The following is a 15,496-nucleotide window of genomic DNA, read 5'->3' as shown; positions in this document are numbered from 1 at the left end:
ATTAACATGTGGTTTTGTTCTTTCAAATTTTGATTTTCCCATTATATCCCCCTTGATAACGTATACTTTTATTCTATTCTAATATAGACATGGGAATTAATCAACTGTAAGGGCCTAATTATCAAAGAAATTTTATATTTTCTTAATAATTCCGGTCTTATATTGAATTTCCACGTCTTATGGAGATTTTATTAAAGATATTTAATAAATCATCCATTTTTGCATTTTCCTTTTCTTTTTCATTTAAATCCAAGATAACTTCCCCTTCATGAAGCATAATCAACCTATCTCCATATTCAATTGCATGGCCCAAGTTATGAGTCACCATAAGTGTAGTAAGTTTTCTATCTTCTACGAGTTTTCTTGTTATCTCCATCACCTTTTCAGCAGTCTTAGGATCTAGGGCCGCAGTGTGCTCGTCCAATATCAAAAGTTCTATATCCGATAGAGTTGCCATCAATAAAGAAATGACTTGTCGTTGACCTCCTGACAACTTCTCCATTGGTATATCCAGTTTATTTTCTAGACCAAGGCCAATTTCTTGAAGTTTTTCTTGATAGAACTTTCTTTTATTTTCATCTAAAACTTTAGTAAGATTCCACTTTTTATTTTTATTTTCAGCCAACAATAGATTTTCAAAGACAGTCATCGTCGAACAATTTCCCAAAGCGGGATTTTGAAATACTCTTCCAATATATCTATACCTCTGAAAATCTTTTGTATTGGTTATTTCCTTACCCTTTAGGAAAACTTCACCAGAGTCAACTCCCACTCCTCCACTAATTATATTCAAAAGGGTGCTTTTACCAGAGCCATTGCTTCCAATTATTGTAACAAATTCTCCGCTTTTAAAATCTAAATTCAAATCTTTAAATAAAATTGTAGGATTTGGACTAGTTTTATTGAAGGTCTTTTTAATATTTTTAAGTTCTAACATCCTCTTCACCCTTCCTACTTATTACAAGTATCACCAAAAATATAATCGCAGTTATTAACTTCATACTATTTGGCGAAAGTCCTATCATGATTGCAAGGGCAATTATACCCCTATATATGATAGAGCCAAGTATTACCTTTGTCGTATCCTTTAAAGGCAGATTCTTAAAGACTTTTACCCCAATTATTACAGAAGCAAGCCCAATAATCATGGACCCTGTTCCCATTGAGATTTCAAAAAATCTTTGGTGCTGCATCATTACCGCTCCTGCAGCACATACAAGAGCATTTGCCATAACAAGGCCTAAAATTTTTGTATTATCTGGGTTTTTGCCCAGTAATTTAACTAAGATTGGATTGTTACCTGTTGCTTTAAGTAAATAACCGGACTTAGTCTTTAAATATAGATCAAGTGCTATTTTAAAGATAAGTGCCAATATTAAAACTACAAAAAGCATTTTATATCTTCCCAAAAAAGAAAGGGACATAGGTCCTTCTCCATTAAAAATTGTCCTTTCATTGAATACTGGAACATTTGATTTGCCCGCTATAAATAGATTTATTGTATACAGCCCCGTCATAACTATGATTCCAGATAATAAATCCTTAACCTTTAACTTAACATGGATTAACCCAGTTATAAGTCCTGCAATTCCCCCTGCAATTATAGCCATTAGTAAGGCTATTTCGCCACCATAGCCCCTTAAAATAAAATAGGTTGAAATGGCCCCTCCAAGGGGAAAGGTTCCGTCTACTGAAAGGTCGGGAAAATTTAAAATTGAATAAGTTATATAAAGACCTAAGGACAATATTCCAAAGATTAGTCCCTGTTCTAATAAACCAAATAATATATTCATTATTTTCTCCTATTCAAAGACTTCTACAGCCCTTTGTTCCAATTCTTTTGTCAAATCTATTCCCAGTTTTTCAAAGGAAGCTTTATTGATATATAGGTTTGGATTTTCAAAGGTTTCAAATTTTGCCTCCTTGGGATCCAACTCCTTCTTTAAAACTTTGGCAGCTAAAACCCCAGTCTGTCTGCCCAAGTCTTCGTAGTCAATTCCCTCTGCGGCAATGCATCCTAACTTGACCTGTTCAACTTCCGATCCAAATACCGGAATATTTTTTTCTCCAGCTTTATCTAAAATTAGCGGCAATGAATTAACCACATTGTTGTCTAGAATATTAGTCATTACATCAACTTTTTCAATTAAGCTATCTGTAGCCAGTGGAATATCAGAAGATTCTGTAACAGCTTGACTTATTAGGTTAAAACCGTGTTTTGAAGCTAGTTCTTCATATATCCTTATGGTTGATACAGAACTCGACTCTGAACTGGTATATAGTATTCCCAGGTTCTTTGCCCTTGGCATAATCTCCCTTATGGTCTTTAATTGTGCCTCTACTGGCAAAACATCACTTGTCCCTGTAACATTTCCCATGGGACTTCTGTCTTCCTTTGCCAATTGAGCTTCCACTGGGTCAGTAATAGCAGTATATACCATAGGTATTTGTGTGTTTAGTAATGCGTTAAAACTAGCCATTGCAGAGGGTGTAGAAATTGCAACTACTAAATCCGTATTGCTACTTGCCATCTGTTGGGCTATTTGGTTTGCAATTGCTAAATCCCCGTCGGAATTCTTATAGTCTACCTTTAGGTTTTCACCTTCTATAAGTCCTTCTTCTTTTAAACCTTCTATAAGTCCATTTCTACAATTATTCAAGGACTCATGTTGTGCAAATTGGCTTATACTAATGGAGTAGTTTTTTACTCCCTTTTTATCTTCTGCTAAAGCTCCACCATTACAAGCAGTTAGCAAAGACATGATAATCAAAAGTACAAATATTTTTCTCTTCATATACCTCTCCTCTTTCTTCTTTCTTGGAAGAAATAAGCATTTTAATCATCAAGATAAAATAAAAAAAGACCTTTATCCCAAAGGGACAAAAGTCATGTTTTGCTATACCACCCAAATAGTGTAATCTTCCAAGGATACAATTAGAAATACCACAATATCCCCCTCGTTGATAACGGATGAGGCTCCCGTCAGCTAGTACTCGTTTCCTTTCCCTCTGCCCTCCAAAGACCATTCTATACAAATAATTTTATTGCCCTTCCACCTACGGCAACTCGCTGCAAAACCATTTTGTATATACTCTTCTCTGTCATCGGTTTGAGTTAATGATACTTTAATTATTTCTCCTTGTCAAGATTTATCTAAAAACTATTTCCATAACATCCTTCAAGGTGTTACATTGTATAACCTTAAGGTTTTCAAATTCCTTAAGATTGTCATAGGACTTAGAGATTATTGCCCTCTTATATCCCAGTCTATCCAATTCAGAAAGCCTTTGTTCAATTTGTGGAGTTCTTTTAAGTTCTCCCGTAAGTCCAACCTCTGCTACAAAGACTGTACCCATTTCTATTGGTTTATTGTAAATGGCAGATATGATGCTCATGATGATTGCAAGATTAACTGCCTGTTCAGAAAGCCTAATGCCCCCTGTCACCTTAATGATTACATTTTTATCAAAGAGGGATATCCCACCTCTTTCTTCAAGGATTGATATCAATGTATTAAGCTGATCCTTCCTTAGACTGTCTCCAATCCTTGTGGGATAGGGAGCAAAGGACTTTGACACCAAGGCTTCTATTTCCACAATCATCATGCGAGAACCCTCTTTGATTATGGAAAGTGCAGAACCAGGCGCTGGAGTCTCTCTTTTTGTAATAAAGAAATCCGACATATCTTCTATTTCTTTGATACCATCTTCAGTCATGTTGAAAAGCCCGATTTCTCCAGTTCGTCCAAATCTATTTTTAGTCGCCATCAACACACGTAGTGGTTCATCAGATTCCCCTTCTAAGTAAATCACTGTGTCCACCAGATGCTCTAAAGTTCTAAGGCCTGCCATTTCGTCATTCTTTGTCATATGTCCTATCATAAACACCCCTCTAGGTCTGTTTTTATTCTTTGCAACTTGGACCAGCGCATTGGCACATTCTACAGTTTGTATAGGCGAACCTGCCCTAGAACTGTATTCTTGTAGGGTAAATGTTTGAATGGAGTCTATAAATACAACATCTGGATCAATGTCTTGAATGGACTTTAATGCGTTGTCCATTGAATTTGTAGATATTATCCATATATTATCCCTGATTTCTTCCATTATTCTATTGGCCCTGGATTTTATTTGAGAAACCGACTCCTCCCCAGAAATATATAGGGTTTTAATATTCTTCTTTGAAAGATCGTTGACTATTTCCAAAAATAAAGTAGATTTTCCGGCTCCAGGTCTAGCAGTGAGAATTACCACACAGTCCCGTACAATTCCCCCGCCTAGAACTCGATTGAACTCCTTAGACCCAGTTACAATCCGTTCTGAATTATCTATTTTAACATCCTTTAGCAGTAAAGGCTTTTTATATTCACTTAAAGTTTTTGACCCTTTAGATGTCTCCTCTACTTGTTCCACTTCCTTTAAAGATCCCCAAGCGTCACAAGAAGGACATTTTCCAGTCCAAGACACGGTTTCATAGCCACATTTATTGCATTTAAAAATCGTCTTTTTCTTCATAGTACACCTCTTTATTATTCTATAGTAAAAGAGTAAAACTGTAAAAACAATCCAAGCATATAAAATATCACATAAAAAAATCGGAGATTTTAACCTCCGACTTTTAAATTCTATTTTGCTAGATACTCTTGTTCTTCTCTTGTTTCTTTCTTTTTAAATTGAACCTTTCCCCTTTGAACCTTTATTTCGATTTCATCAGACTTTTTAACGTCTTCTCTCAATATGGCTTCAGCTAGGGAGTCTTCAATTTGAGTTCTTATAACCCTCTCTAAAGGTCTTGCACCATATTCCTTGTCAAAACCTTCCTTGGCTACAAAGTTGACCAAATCATTTCCATAAGAAACTGTAATATCAAGTTTAGCAAGTCTTTCAACCATTTCATCTAACATCAACTTAGAAACCTTATTGACATCTTTTTCAGTTAAGTTTTGGAACAATATGATTTCATCAAGTCTATTTAAAAATTCTGGTCTAAAGGTCTTCTTCAACTCTTCAGATATTATTTCCTTATTTTTTTGATACTCTTCTTTTTCCACATCCTCACCAGATGAAAATCCGAGGGTGTTTTTTCTTTGTAGACTACTTGCCCCAACATTAGAAGTCATTATCAAGATGGTGTTTTTAAAGTCAACCACCTTTCCCTTAGAGTCAGTGAGCCTACCATCGTCTAAAACCTGTAGAAGCGTGTTGAAAACATCTGGATGAGCCTTTTCTATCTCATCGAATAGAACAACTGAGTATGGCTTTCTTCTTACGGCCTCAGTCAATTGTCCCCCTTCATCATATCCTACATATCCTGGAGGAGAACCTATAAGCCTTGAGACGGAGAATTTTTCCATATACTCAGACATATCAATTCTTATCATGGCCTCTTCTTCACCAAAGAGCTCCTTCGCAAGACTCTTTGCCAAGTAGGTCTTACCAACACCTGTAGGTCCTACAAAAATAAAGGAACCTATAGGTCTATTTGGATTTTTAAGTCCAACTCTAGCCCTTTTTATAGCCTTAGAAATAGAGTCAATAGCTTCATCCTGTCCTATGACTATTTCTTTAAGATTTTTATCCAAGTACAGGTACTTTTCGCTTTCCTCCTTGGTCATGGAGGTTACAGGCACATTGGACCAGTCGGAGACTATCTTTGCAATCTCTTCAAAACCTATACTCATATCCCTAGTGGTCTTTTTCATCTTCCACTCCTCTTGAGTCTTAGTTAAAGTCTCCTTCTTGTCCCTGATCTCATCACGAAGCTGTGCAGCCTTCTCAAAATCTTGAGTAGCTACTGCTTGATCCTTGTTGTTTTTCAACATTTCAAGTTCCGCTTCCATGGCCTTTATGTCTGGTGGTGCTATATAGGTCTTTATCCTAATTTTAGAACAAGCCTCATCTATTAAGTCAATTGCCTTATCCGGCAAAAATCTATCTGTGATATACCTTGCAGAAAGTTCCACCGATGCGTCGATGGCCTCATCGGTAATGGTAACCTTGTGATGAGCTTCGAATTTGTCCCTGATACCCCTTAAAATCTCTTTAGAGTCTTCAATGGACGGCTCTTCAACGACAATCGGTTGAAGCCTTCTCTCCAACGCAGCGTCCTTTTCAATATGCTTTCTATATTCATCTATAGTTGTAGCTCCTATTATCTGTAGGTCGCCACGAGCCAGGTTAGGTTTTAAAATATTGGCAGCATCCAAAGCACCCTCTGCACCACCAGCTCCAATAAGTGTGTGGAATTCGTCGATGAATAAGATTACATTATCCCTTTTCATCAACTCTTCAATCACACCTTTTATTCGCTCTTCAAAGTCACCTCGGTACTTTGTTCCTGCAATCATACCAGCTAGGTCTAAAGATACAATTTCCTTTTCTTTGATAATTTCAGGAATATTTCCTTCAACTATCCTTTGAGCAAGCCCTTCTGCAATAGCAGTCTTTCCTACCCCAGGCTCTCCAATAAGAACGGGGTTGTTTTTAGTCCTTCTCAATAGAACTTGAATCAACCTTTCTATCTCCTTGGACCTTCCTATAACCGGGTCAACTTTGCCTTCTTTAGCTAGCTCATTTAGGTTTTTAGAAAATTTATCCACAAGGGACTTTTCCTTTTTTCCTCCCGGACCCCTTTGCTGATTGTGACTTGCTGTATTTGAAAAGTACTCCTTTAGTTCCTGTCTAACAGAGTCTTTGTTTACGCCTGTGACAGTCATCATATATGCAGAAAAGGAGTCATCATCGTCAATTAAAGCCATTAAAATATGCTCAGTTCCTACGAAAATACTTCCTAAGCTCCTTGCAATTGCACGACTTGCTTCCATCAGTCTCTTAACCCTTGGAGTCAAGTTTTCAGGAACCCTGGAAGAATGTCCCATGCCTATACTTTGTAACACAACCTTTTTTAGATTGTCATAGTTGGCACCGGCCCTTTCCAATATTTCCGTATCTTTAGAACCCATTTTCATAAATGCTAGTAGCACATGTTCTGTTCCTATATAATCATGTCGAAACTCAAAAGCTTCCTTGGCCGAAAGGTTTAAGAGTTGTTCGACATTTCCCATATTATCTGCCATATTCGCTCCTTTCCACCAACTATTTTAATTTTTCTAAGTCGGTTTTAAGCTTATTTATTTCATCCCTTATAACAGCGGCCTCTTCAAAATCCTCTTCCACTATTGAATTTTTCAAAGCCTCTTCTTTTTTCTCTATCTTATTTATCAAAATTTTTATTTCAGAATTTTTTTCAGGTTTTTCTTCAGTAATATCTGATTTATCTTCACCCTTTGAAGGTGAATTACTGTACATCTTTTCTAAAAATTCCTTGCCCAATCTATCCTTAAATGTTGTAAAACATTCAGAACATCCCAATTTGCCATCAGCTAGAATTTCATCTAGTGACTTGTGACAATTTGGACAACGGTCTTTGTCGTCTCTTTCTCCAATATTGTAATTTCCCCTCTCATCTTGAGTAGAACCTACAACATCAAAGTTAATTTTTATATTTAAAGCTTCAGATAGTAGATCCTTTATAGTTTGACCTTTATCACTATCTAAAAATTCAGTTAGTTTACTTAAATCAAATTCTTCCTTTGCTCCGGGAAAAAGTTCAGTGACATATTTAGAGTAACAATCTTTGCATAGATTCATCACCCTATGTTTTTCTCCATCATAAAAATGAATCTCAAAATTTGACTCTTGATTACATCTATCACATTTCATATTTTTTCCTCCTATCTAAGAAAAGCTAAGAGCATATTGCGAAGTAAATCAGCTCGCACAATATTTCTTATATCGTTATTTACATTGGTTAAAGCCGTATCCTCTAAGGCATGAACTATTAACTGCCCTTCACGCTTTGTCAAAACCTCTTCTTCATATAGACTTCTTACAATACTATTGGCCTTGTCCTTTGTAATACTAGTGCCAATCACTTCATTAATAAGTTCATCAATAAAGCCGACCTCACTGAATGTCAACTTTGTAATCTTTATATACCCGCTTCCTCCACGTCTACTCTCTATATAATATCCTTTGTAAGGTGTAAACCTTGTAGTTAACACATAGTTTATCTGAGAAGGAGCACAATTGAATTGACTTGCCAAGTCATTTCTGCCAATTTCGACGATACCGTCGTCAGTTGACTCCAAAAGACTTTTTATAAATCTCTCTATGGAATTGCTTAATCCTGCCAAATTCTCACCTCTTACTTTGACTTTCTTTGACCTAATTTATCTAAAATCAAGCACCCTTAAGAGTGCTTATTGTCAAAATGAATAGTTTCATCTATCCGTACATTTATTATACCATAATGATAGGAATTTTCAATACTGATAGATCGAAATTAAGACTAGCTGCCTTCTAACTTTATTTATACCCATTTCAAAATTGCTAAATCTTTATAGACCTATAATTTTTGTACTATCTTTTAACAGCAAGACCACAATTTTAAAGTTAAAAAAGGAGCACCCTTCGATGCTCCTAAGTTTTTATTCTTCAGCTTTTGCTTCTTCTATTATTTTTTCTGCAACATTTGCTGGAACTTCTTCATATCTTACAAATTCCATTTCAAAGTCCCCTCTAGCTTGGGTCATGGAACGTAAGTCAATCGAATATTCAAACAGTTCAGCATGAGGCGCTTCAGCCGTTACCACTTGAGATCCATCCTCTTGAGAATCCATTCCTAAAATTCTACCCCTTCTCTTATTCATGTCCCCCATGACATCTCCCATATACTCTTCTGGAATTGTAATAACTACTTTCATAATTGGTTCTAGAAGTACAGGATTTGCCTCTTTTATACCCTTTCTAAAGGCTAGTTGGGCAGCCAACTTAAATGCCATTTCATTAGAGTCAACAGGATGATAAGATCCGTCATAAAGAGTCGCTTTTAAATTAACTACAGGATATCCTGCCAAAGGACCCTTTTCCAAAGACTCTATCAGTCCCTTTTCGACTGCTGGGAAGTAATTCTTTGGAACCGCTCCTCCGAAGACCTCTTCATCAAATACGAATTCTTCTTCACTAGGTTCAAACCTTATAAATACATCACCATATTGTCCTGCTCCACCGGATTGTTTCTTGTGTTTTCCCTGTACATCAGATTTACCCTTTATGGTTTCTCTATATGCAATTCTCAACGGAATAATCTTGGTTTCAACGCCAAACTCGTCCTTCAGTCTATTTAGAATTATCTGTAATTGAACATTACCCTGTCCACCTAGAACAAGTTGCTTAGTCTCTTGGTTTCTGTCTACTACAAGACTTGGGTCTTCTTCCTGTAGTTTAGAAAGGGCATTTGATATCTTATCTTCATCTCCCTTTGAAACAGGTTCAATTGCAATATAATAGGAAGCTTTTGGAACTTTTAAAGCCTTATATTGGATAGGGTTTGATTTTAATGCCAAGGTGTCTCCAGTTTGAGTTACTGAAAGCTTAGAAATAGCTCCAATATCACCTGCAACCACCTCATTAGTTTCTATTTGTTCCTTTCCTCTTAGGAAGAAAAGGTTACCTATTTTTTCGTTTTTATCTTTATTCACATTGTAAATTTCTGAGTCTTTAGTCAGTTTACCTGAAATGACTTTAAATATAGAAATCTTTCCGACAAATGGATCCACAATAGTTTTAAAAACCACAGCAGAAAGAGGTTCGTCAGGATGAACTCCCCTATATTTCCCATCTTCTAGTCTAAAGCCATACTTAGCTCTTTCATCAGAAGGTGCAGGCATATATTGCACAATCGTATCAAGGAGAATATCGATTCCAGCTCCAGTATCGGTAGAACCTGCTACTAAAGGCACTGCAGAACCATCCAGTAAAGCACTTGTGATACCTTCCATAAGCTCTTCATGGTTGAAGGATTCCCCTTCAAAGTACTTATTCATCAATTCTTCGTCAGATTCGGCAACGATCTCAACTATTTCTCCGTATACAACTTCAACTTCATCCACTCTATTTTCAGGAATTGGAATTTCTTTACGGTTAAAGCCATCATATTCATATGCCTTTTTATTTAATACATCTATAAGTCCAACAAAATCTTCACCTTCACCAATGGTTAAAGTAAAAGGTATGACTTTTTTATCATAATCTATATGCAAGTCGGAGACAATTTTTGCAAAATTAGCATTTTCCTTCTCCATCTTGTTTACAAAAATAATTCTAGGCAATTGAATATCCTTTGTATAATTCAAGAATTTTTCAGTTCCAACCTCTATTCCATTGGAAGAATCAATTACCACTAGAGCAGCTTCTGATGCTCTTAAGGCTGAATACACTTCATTTTTAAAGTCAAAATATCCTGGAGCGTCTATTAAATTCAATTTATATCCGTTCCATTCCACCGGAATCACTGAGGTATTGATAGATGACCCTCTTTTAATTTCTTCCTTGGAGAAATCTGATACAGTATTACCCTCTTCGATTTTACCTATACGTTTAGTAACTCCAGTAAGATTAAGCATAGTTTCCACAAGACTTGTTTTACCTACCCCACTATGGCCTACTAAACATAAATTTCTTATCTGTTCTGTTGTATATGTTTTCATTTTTACCTCCTATGTATTTTGCCTTATTAAGATTATAACATGAAAACCATTTCTTTTGTGAAAAACTTAATTTCTCTTTTTCTTAATATGTTTTTTTAAAGAAATGGCGTAAATCACACCTTTAAAGTAAGTTTTTTCATTTTATTTCCATAAGCCGGCATAAAAATTATACCGGCCTATATTTTATTCTTCTTCTTTTTTCATCAAATTCTCTTTTTTATTCAGATAAGCACCTGAATTTGTCGGTAGGTTTTTACGATTCAAGATATATTCAATCAGTTCCTTCAACAATTTATATAAAACTGCAAAGATTGGAACCCCGATTATCATACCCATAACTCCAAACAAAGAGCCTCCAATGATAATTGCCAAAATAATCCAAAATGAGTTTATTCCCATCTGTTCCGACTGGATCCTTGGCTTTACAATATTTTCATCAATCTGTTGCGCCAGCACAATTAGAACTATGAATATAAAGGCATTTTTGATATCTTGAACTGCTATCATCATAAATACAGGTACACTACCCATCCACGGTCCTACAAATGGAATCATGTTAGTGATAATTAAAATAACTCCCATGGTTATGACGCCTTCCACACCTAGGAAAAATAAAACCACTGAAACCTCTATTCCTAAGATAATAGACGCAATTAAATTTCCCGATAGGTAGTATTTTACAGTCACCCCTATATCCTTAATCACTTTTATAAGCTTAGTGGCAACTTTTGTAGGAAAGATTGCATAGGTAGTCTTTTTAGCGATGGCAGAAAAATGTTCCTTATCATTTAAAATGTAAAGAGACACAAAAAGTCCTATCATAACTGTAACAGTTGTAGAAACCACACCCTGTGCAAAGGCCGTTAGCACTGGAGCCATCTTGGATAAAAGTCCCTTTAAATATTCAATTAGCTTTGCAATCCTATCCGTTAAAAACTCTGAAATCTTTGGGTCGACCCCATATTTATTAAAGAACTCTCCCCAATTTTCAAATTGATTTTCTTGCAAATATTCACTAATCATGTCGCTAAGTGTAGACACAGACTTTATAAGTTGTGGTATAAGCAAACTAAAAAATAGTACTATAAACACCAAAACCAATATATAAGTCAAGGCTAGAGCTATGGTTCTTTTCTTCTTAAAGCTCAACTTCTTATAAAAGTTTAGCTTGGCCAATTTTTCCTCTAAGAAACTTAGAGGGATGTTTAAAAGATAAGCCAATACCCCACCAAATATTATTGGGGAAATGACGGAGAAAAACCCACCTATCCCCTTTTTGAATCCATTAAATCTATAGACAATAAAGAAAAATAGAATTGACAGGATAATAAGAACAAATCTATAAAAAAACTTAGTATTATCTTCTTTGTTAAAATTTATCTTCATAAAACCTCTTACTTATTCTCTTTAGCAACCCTCATAACTTCATTTGCCACTGAATCAGATACCCTTTCGTCAAAGACAGATGGAATAACAAAATCAGGTTTTAAGTCCTTTTCGTCAATTAAATTTGCAATTCCAACTGCAGCTGCCATCTTCATCTCTTCAGTAATCTTTTTTGCCCTTGCCTTTAAAGCTCCTTTAAAAAGTCCAGGGAATGCCAATACATTATTTACTTGATTTGGAAAATCTGATCTTCCAGTTCCAGCAACAAAAGCTCCACCTTTTATAGCATCTTCATAGCTTATCTCTGGTTCAGGATTTGCCATTGCAAACACTATAGGTTTTTCTTTCATAGTGGATACCATTTCAGAATTGATTACATTTGGTCCAGAAACACCAATAAATACATCAGATTTTTTCATTGCTTCTGCCATGGTCAGATCTTCATCATCATTGTTTGTAACATCTGCTATCTCTTTTTGAACAAAGTTATATGAGTCCTTCAATGATTTTCTTAAAACACCTTTTCTATTAAAGGCATAGATATTCTTTACTCCAAGGCTTTTCATCATATTTATAATGGAAAAACCAGCAGCACCAGTTCCTGAAACGATTACAGTAACGTCCTTAGGATCTTTTTTTGCAAGTTTAAATGCATTTATTAAACCAGCTGTTACAACGATTGCAGTTCCATGTTGATCATCATGAAAAACAGGAATATCCAACTCTTCAATAAGTCTTCTTTCGATTTCAACACATCTAGGAGAAGAGATATCTTCAAGATTAATTCCACCATAGGTTGGCGCAATGTTCTTAATAGTTTGAATGATCTCTTCAGTATCTTTAGTATCTAATACTACTGGAACAGCATTTACACCACCAAACTTTTTGAACAGAACAGCTTTTCCTTCCATTACTGGCAGGGCCGCTTCTGGTCCAATATCCCCAAGACCTAAAACTGCAGTACCATCTGAAATAACTGCAACTACATTTCCCTTCCATGTATACTCATAAGCCAAATTCTTATCTTTAGCAATCTCTCTACAAGGTTGAGCTACACCAGGAGTATATGCAAGGCCCAGGTCCTCTTTATCTTCAACCTTGGCATTTAAATCCACAGTAATTTTGCCCTTCCACTTCTTATGTTCTTCTAAAGCACGTGTGTAGATATCTTTCATTCTATTCCTCCAATATTTCATATTTTTATTTCTACCCATTAGTCGATAATTTATTTAAGTATCAATATAAAGCTTTAAATAAGTCACTAAAATCATTATAACATAACCTATAGTGAGAGTTTTTCAAAATTCAGATACTTATGACTCTACTAATGATAAAATATAGATAGCATTTAAAACTTGGGAGGAAAAGATGAAGAAGAAATTTATTATGACAATTGCAATTATAATCTGTGGTATCTCAATGATTAGTTGTAGTAAAAAAGCCATGAACAATAATGATATAAAAAATAGAACTAAAGTCGAAGAGCACAAACACCATCATGACCACGACGAACACGAACACCATCACGACCACGAAGACGGTCATCACCACCATGACATTGCAGGCAAAGAAATAGAAACAGAAATTGGGAAAAGAACCATAATTAAAGGTTTAGATGAACTAGATGAAAGCAAAAACAACGGCCCCTTCAACTTTAAAATAAACGCAGTACAACTTAGTAAATTGGAACCAAAAGAAGAAAAGCTTAAAGAATTTAATAACGAAAAAGAAATTTACTTTGTAACAATAAACCTATTTATGGAACATCAATCCCAGGGTCTGGACAAAATAGACTTTACCCAAAGTAAGGTAATCGGAAGCAACAATGTAGAATATAAGGCAAATGCAGATAAATCCGATCCAATAAGCGGAGAATTTAACGGAAATGCAATGGACCAAGGAAATTTGGTGTTTTTTGTAGACAATAGCTTTGAAAAAGATAGCAAAATGGTCTTTCAAATACCACAAGCTATGGATGAAGAAGGCAATGCTGTGGGAAATGTAGTAGAATTTGAGATAAAATTTCCCGAATAGGAAGATATAGAAAAGCCTTGAAAGGTTTGAATTTCAAGGCTTTATTTGGTGACCCATCAGGGATTCGAACCCTGGACAACCTGATTAAGAGTCAGGTGCTCTACCAGCTGAGCTAATGAGTCATATTTATTAATTTATTATTTTTTTCAGATATTCACTTCGTTCTAATTGTTCGCTATTGGCTCATCTTTTTTCTGCTTCTTGGAAAACTGACGCAGAGACTAAGTCATTGCCGCAATTTCCTGTGGGAAATTGGCCACTTACTTATACCAGCTGAGCTAATGAGTCAAATTAAATTTTTATAAAATCTAAGTTAATAATCCTATTATACTACTTTTTGATTACTAAGTAAATATCTTGGTGCCCAGAGCCGGAATCGAACCAGCGACACGAGGATTTTCAGTCCTCTGCTCTACCGACTGAGCTATCTGGGCTCATTATTTTCTTATTTTCTATTATTTCAATATATTTACTTATTCATTTTTTAATATAAGCTCATTCTTTTTCTGCTTCTTGGAAAACTGACGCAGAGACTAAGTTATTGCCACGATTTCTTGTGAGAAATCGGCCACTCACTTATACCGACTGAGCTATCTGGGCTCATTATTTTCTTATTTTCTATTATTTCAATATATTTACTTATTCATTTTTTAATATAAGCTCATTCTTTTTCTGCTTCTTGGAAAACTGACGCAGAGACTAAGTTATTGCCACAATTTCCTGTGGGAAATTGGCCACTCACTTATATATTGAGATGTGAGATGTGGGAGATTAGAGGTGAGAGTCATATAATAAATTCTTTCTAGTTTTATATAACTTCTGTTATTAAGCCTCTTCATTTCACTACATTTTATTAAAAATAAGACTTTTAAAACCGAAGGAAACTCTATAATACACTTCCTACTTCTCACTTCTCATCTCTTACTTCTATTCATAGAGATGTAAGATGTGGGAGGTTAGAGTAGAGAGTTGTTTTATAAACTCCTACTAGCTTCCTGTTATCTCAATAATCCAAATATTTTCTTTTCTAGAGCCTTAGATTGAAAGAACTCTTTTAATCTAGTGTGAATATTCAAACTTACATTCTCACTTCACACTTCTCATTTCTCACTTCTATTTAGTGTGAAATCGGCCACTCACTTATACCGACTGAGCTATCTGGGCTCATACACCAATAACATTTTCAAAATAACTGGCCGCTTTTGCGGCCATTATTTTCAACTATAGGATATGTATAATTAAATATTTCCTTAAGGAAATATTTAATTGGTGGGCCTTCAGGGACTCGAACCCCGGACCTACCGGTTATGAGCCGGGCGCTCTAACCGACTGAGCTAAAGGCCCCTATAGTTGGCGGAGAAGGAGGGATTTGAACCCTCGCATCCCGTTAAGGATCTACTCCCTTAGCAGGGGAGCCTCTTCAGCCACTTGAGTACTTCTCCTAAACCAATCTAAAAAAATTGGCGGAGAGGGTGGGATTCGAACCCACGTGGGCTTGCACCCTAACGGTTTTCAAGACCGCCCCG

At 35.7% G+C, this 15,496-nt stretch carries 11 protein-coding genes and 4 tRNA genes; 1 reads left to right on the top strand and 14 read right to left on the bottom strand.

All coding sequences use genetic code 11. The annotated features are described in order from the left end of the window. Window positions 1–157 precede the first annotated feature (157 nt). The 10 genes from Q1K37_RS07940 to Q1K37_RS07895 form a co-directional block, all read right to left on the bottom strand. Window positions 158–937: an ATP-binding cassette domain-containing protein gene (locus Q1K37_RS07940; protein WP_300411121.1), complete on the bottom strand. Its 780-nt coding sequence runs from the start codon at window positions 935–937 to the stop codon at window positions 158–160. Next, window positions 924–1,793, bottom strand: a complete 870-nt coding sequence (locus Q1K37_RS07935; RefSeq protein ID WP_300411120.1) for an ABC transporter permease — start codon at window positions 1,791–1,793, stop codon at window positions 924–926. The genes Q1K37_RS07940 and Q1K37_RS07935 overlap by 14 nt, the downstream gene beginning before the upstream one ends. 9 nt (window positions 1,794–1,802) lie before the next feature. After that, window positions 1,803–2,795 carry an ABC transporter substrate-binding protein gene (locus Q1K37_RS07930; protein ID WP_300411118.1) on the bottom strand — a complete coding sequence of 331 codons (993 nt, stop codon included), beginning with the start codon at window positions 2,793–2,795 and terminating at the stop codon, window positions 1,803–1,805. Between the two features lie 355 nt (window positions 2,796–3,150). Next, on the bottom strand, window positions 3,151–4,515 hold the full coding sequence (radA, locus tag Q1K37_RS07925) for a DNA repair protein RadA (RefSeq protein WP_300411117.1): 1,365 nt from the start codon (window positions 4,513–4,515) through the stop codon (window positions 3,151–3,153). Window positions 4,516–4,625: 110 nt separating this feature from the next. Further along, window positions 4,626–7,076 carry an ATP-dependent Clp protease ATP-binding subunit gene (locus Q1K37_RS07920; protein ID WP_300411115.1) on the bottom strand — a complete coding sequence of 817 codons (2,451 nt, stop codon included), beginning with the start codon at window positions 7,074–7,076 and terminating at the stop codon, window positions 4,626–4,628. Between the two features lie 19 nt (window positions 7,077–7,095). Then, window positions 7,096–7,722 (bottom strand): UvrB/UvrC motif-containing protein, encoded by a 627-nt coding sequence (locus Q1K37_RS07915; protein ID WP_300411113.1) that lies wholly within the window; start codon window positions 7,720–7,722, stop codon window positions 7,096–7,098. 11 nt (window positions 7,723–7,733) lie between these two features. Next, entirely contained in the window at window positions 7,734–8,195 is a 462-nt protein-coding gene (locus Q1K37_RS07910) for a CtsR family transcriptional regulator (protein ID WP_300411111.1), read from the bottom strand. Window positions 8,196–8,489: 294 nt separating this feature from the next. Next, window positions 8,490–10,550: an elongation factor G gene (gene fusA / locus Q1K37_RS07905; RefSeq protein WP_300411109.1), complete on the bottom strand. Its 2,061-nt coding sequence runs from the start codon at window positions 10,548–10,550 to the stop codon at window positions 8,490–8,492. A gap of 183 nt (window positions 10,551–10,733) precedes the next feature. Further along, a complete protein-coding gene (locus Q1K37_RS07900; RefSeq protein WP_300411107.1) occupies window positions 10,734–11,936 on the bottom strand; it encodes an AI-2E family transporter in 1,203 nt (400 codons plus the stop codon). 8 nt (window positions 11,937–11,944) lie between these two features. Then, complete coding sequence (locus Q1K37_RS07895) at window positions 11,945–13,111, bottom strand: NADP-dependent malic enzyme (RefSeq protein WP_300411106.1); 1,167 nt, start codon at window positions 13,109–13,111, stop codon at window positions 11,945–11,947. Window positions 13,112–13,304: 193 nt separating this feature from the next. Between Q1K37_RS07895 and Q1K37_RS07890 the strand changes: the two genes are divergently transcribed. Then, window positions 13,305–13,970 carry a hypothetical protein gene (locus Q1K37_RS07890; RefSeq protein WP_300411104.1) on the top strand — a complete coding sequence of 222 codons (666 nt, stop codon included), beginning with the start codon at window positions 13,305–13,307 and terminating at the stop codon, window positions 13,968–13,970. A gap of 46 nt (window positions 13,971–14,016) precedes the next feature. On the opposite strand, the gene Q1K37_RS07885 is transcribed toward Q1K37_RS07890, so the two are convergent. From Q1K37_RS07885 to Q1K37_RS07870, 4 genes are all read right to left on the bottom strand, one after another. Further along, window positions 14,017–14,092: transfer RNA gene (locus tag Q1K37_RS07885), tRNA-Lys, on the bottom strand. A gap of 236 nt (window positions 14,093–14,328) precedes the next feature. Then, window positions 14,329–14,404: transfer RNA gene (locus tag Q1K37_RS07880), tRNA-Phe, on the bottom strand. An 833-nt stretch (window positions 14,405–15,237) separates the two neighbouring features. Next, window positions 15,238–15,314: transfer RNA gene (locus Q1K37_RS07875), tRNA-Ile, on the bottom strand. 7 nt (window positions 15,315–15,321) lie between these two features. After that, window positions 15,322–15,412, bottom strand: a tRNA-Ser gene (locus tag Q1K37_RS07870). Between the last annotated feature and the right edge of the window lie 84 nt (window positions 15,413–15,496).

Origin of the sequence: Lagierella sp. (assembly GCF_029983815.1) — a bacterium.
Classification (GTDB): Bacteria; Bacillota; Clostridia; order Tissierellales; family Peptoniphilaceae; genus Mediannikoviicoccus.
Note: the sequence above shows the minus strand (reverse complement) of the source record. Positions and strands in the feature narration are given on the sequence as shown.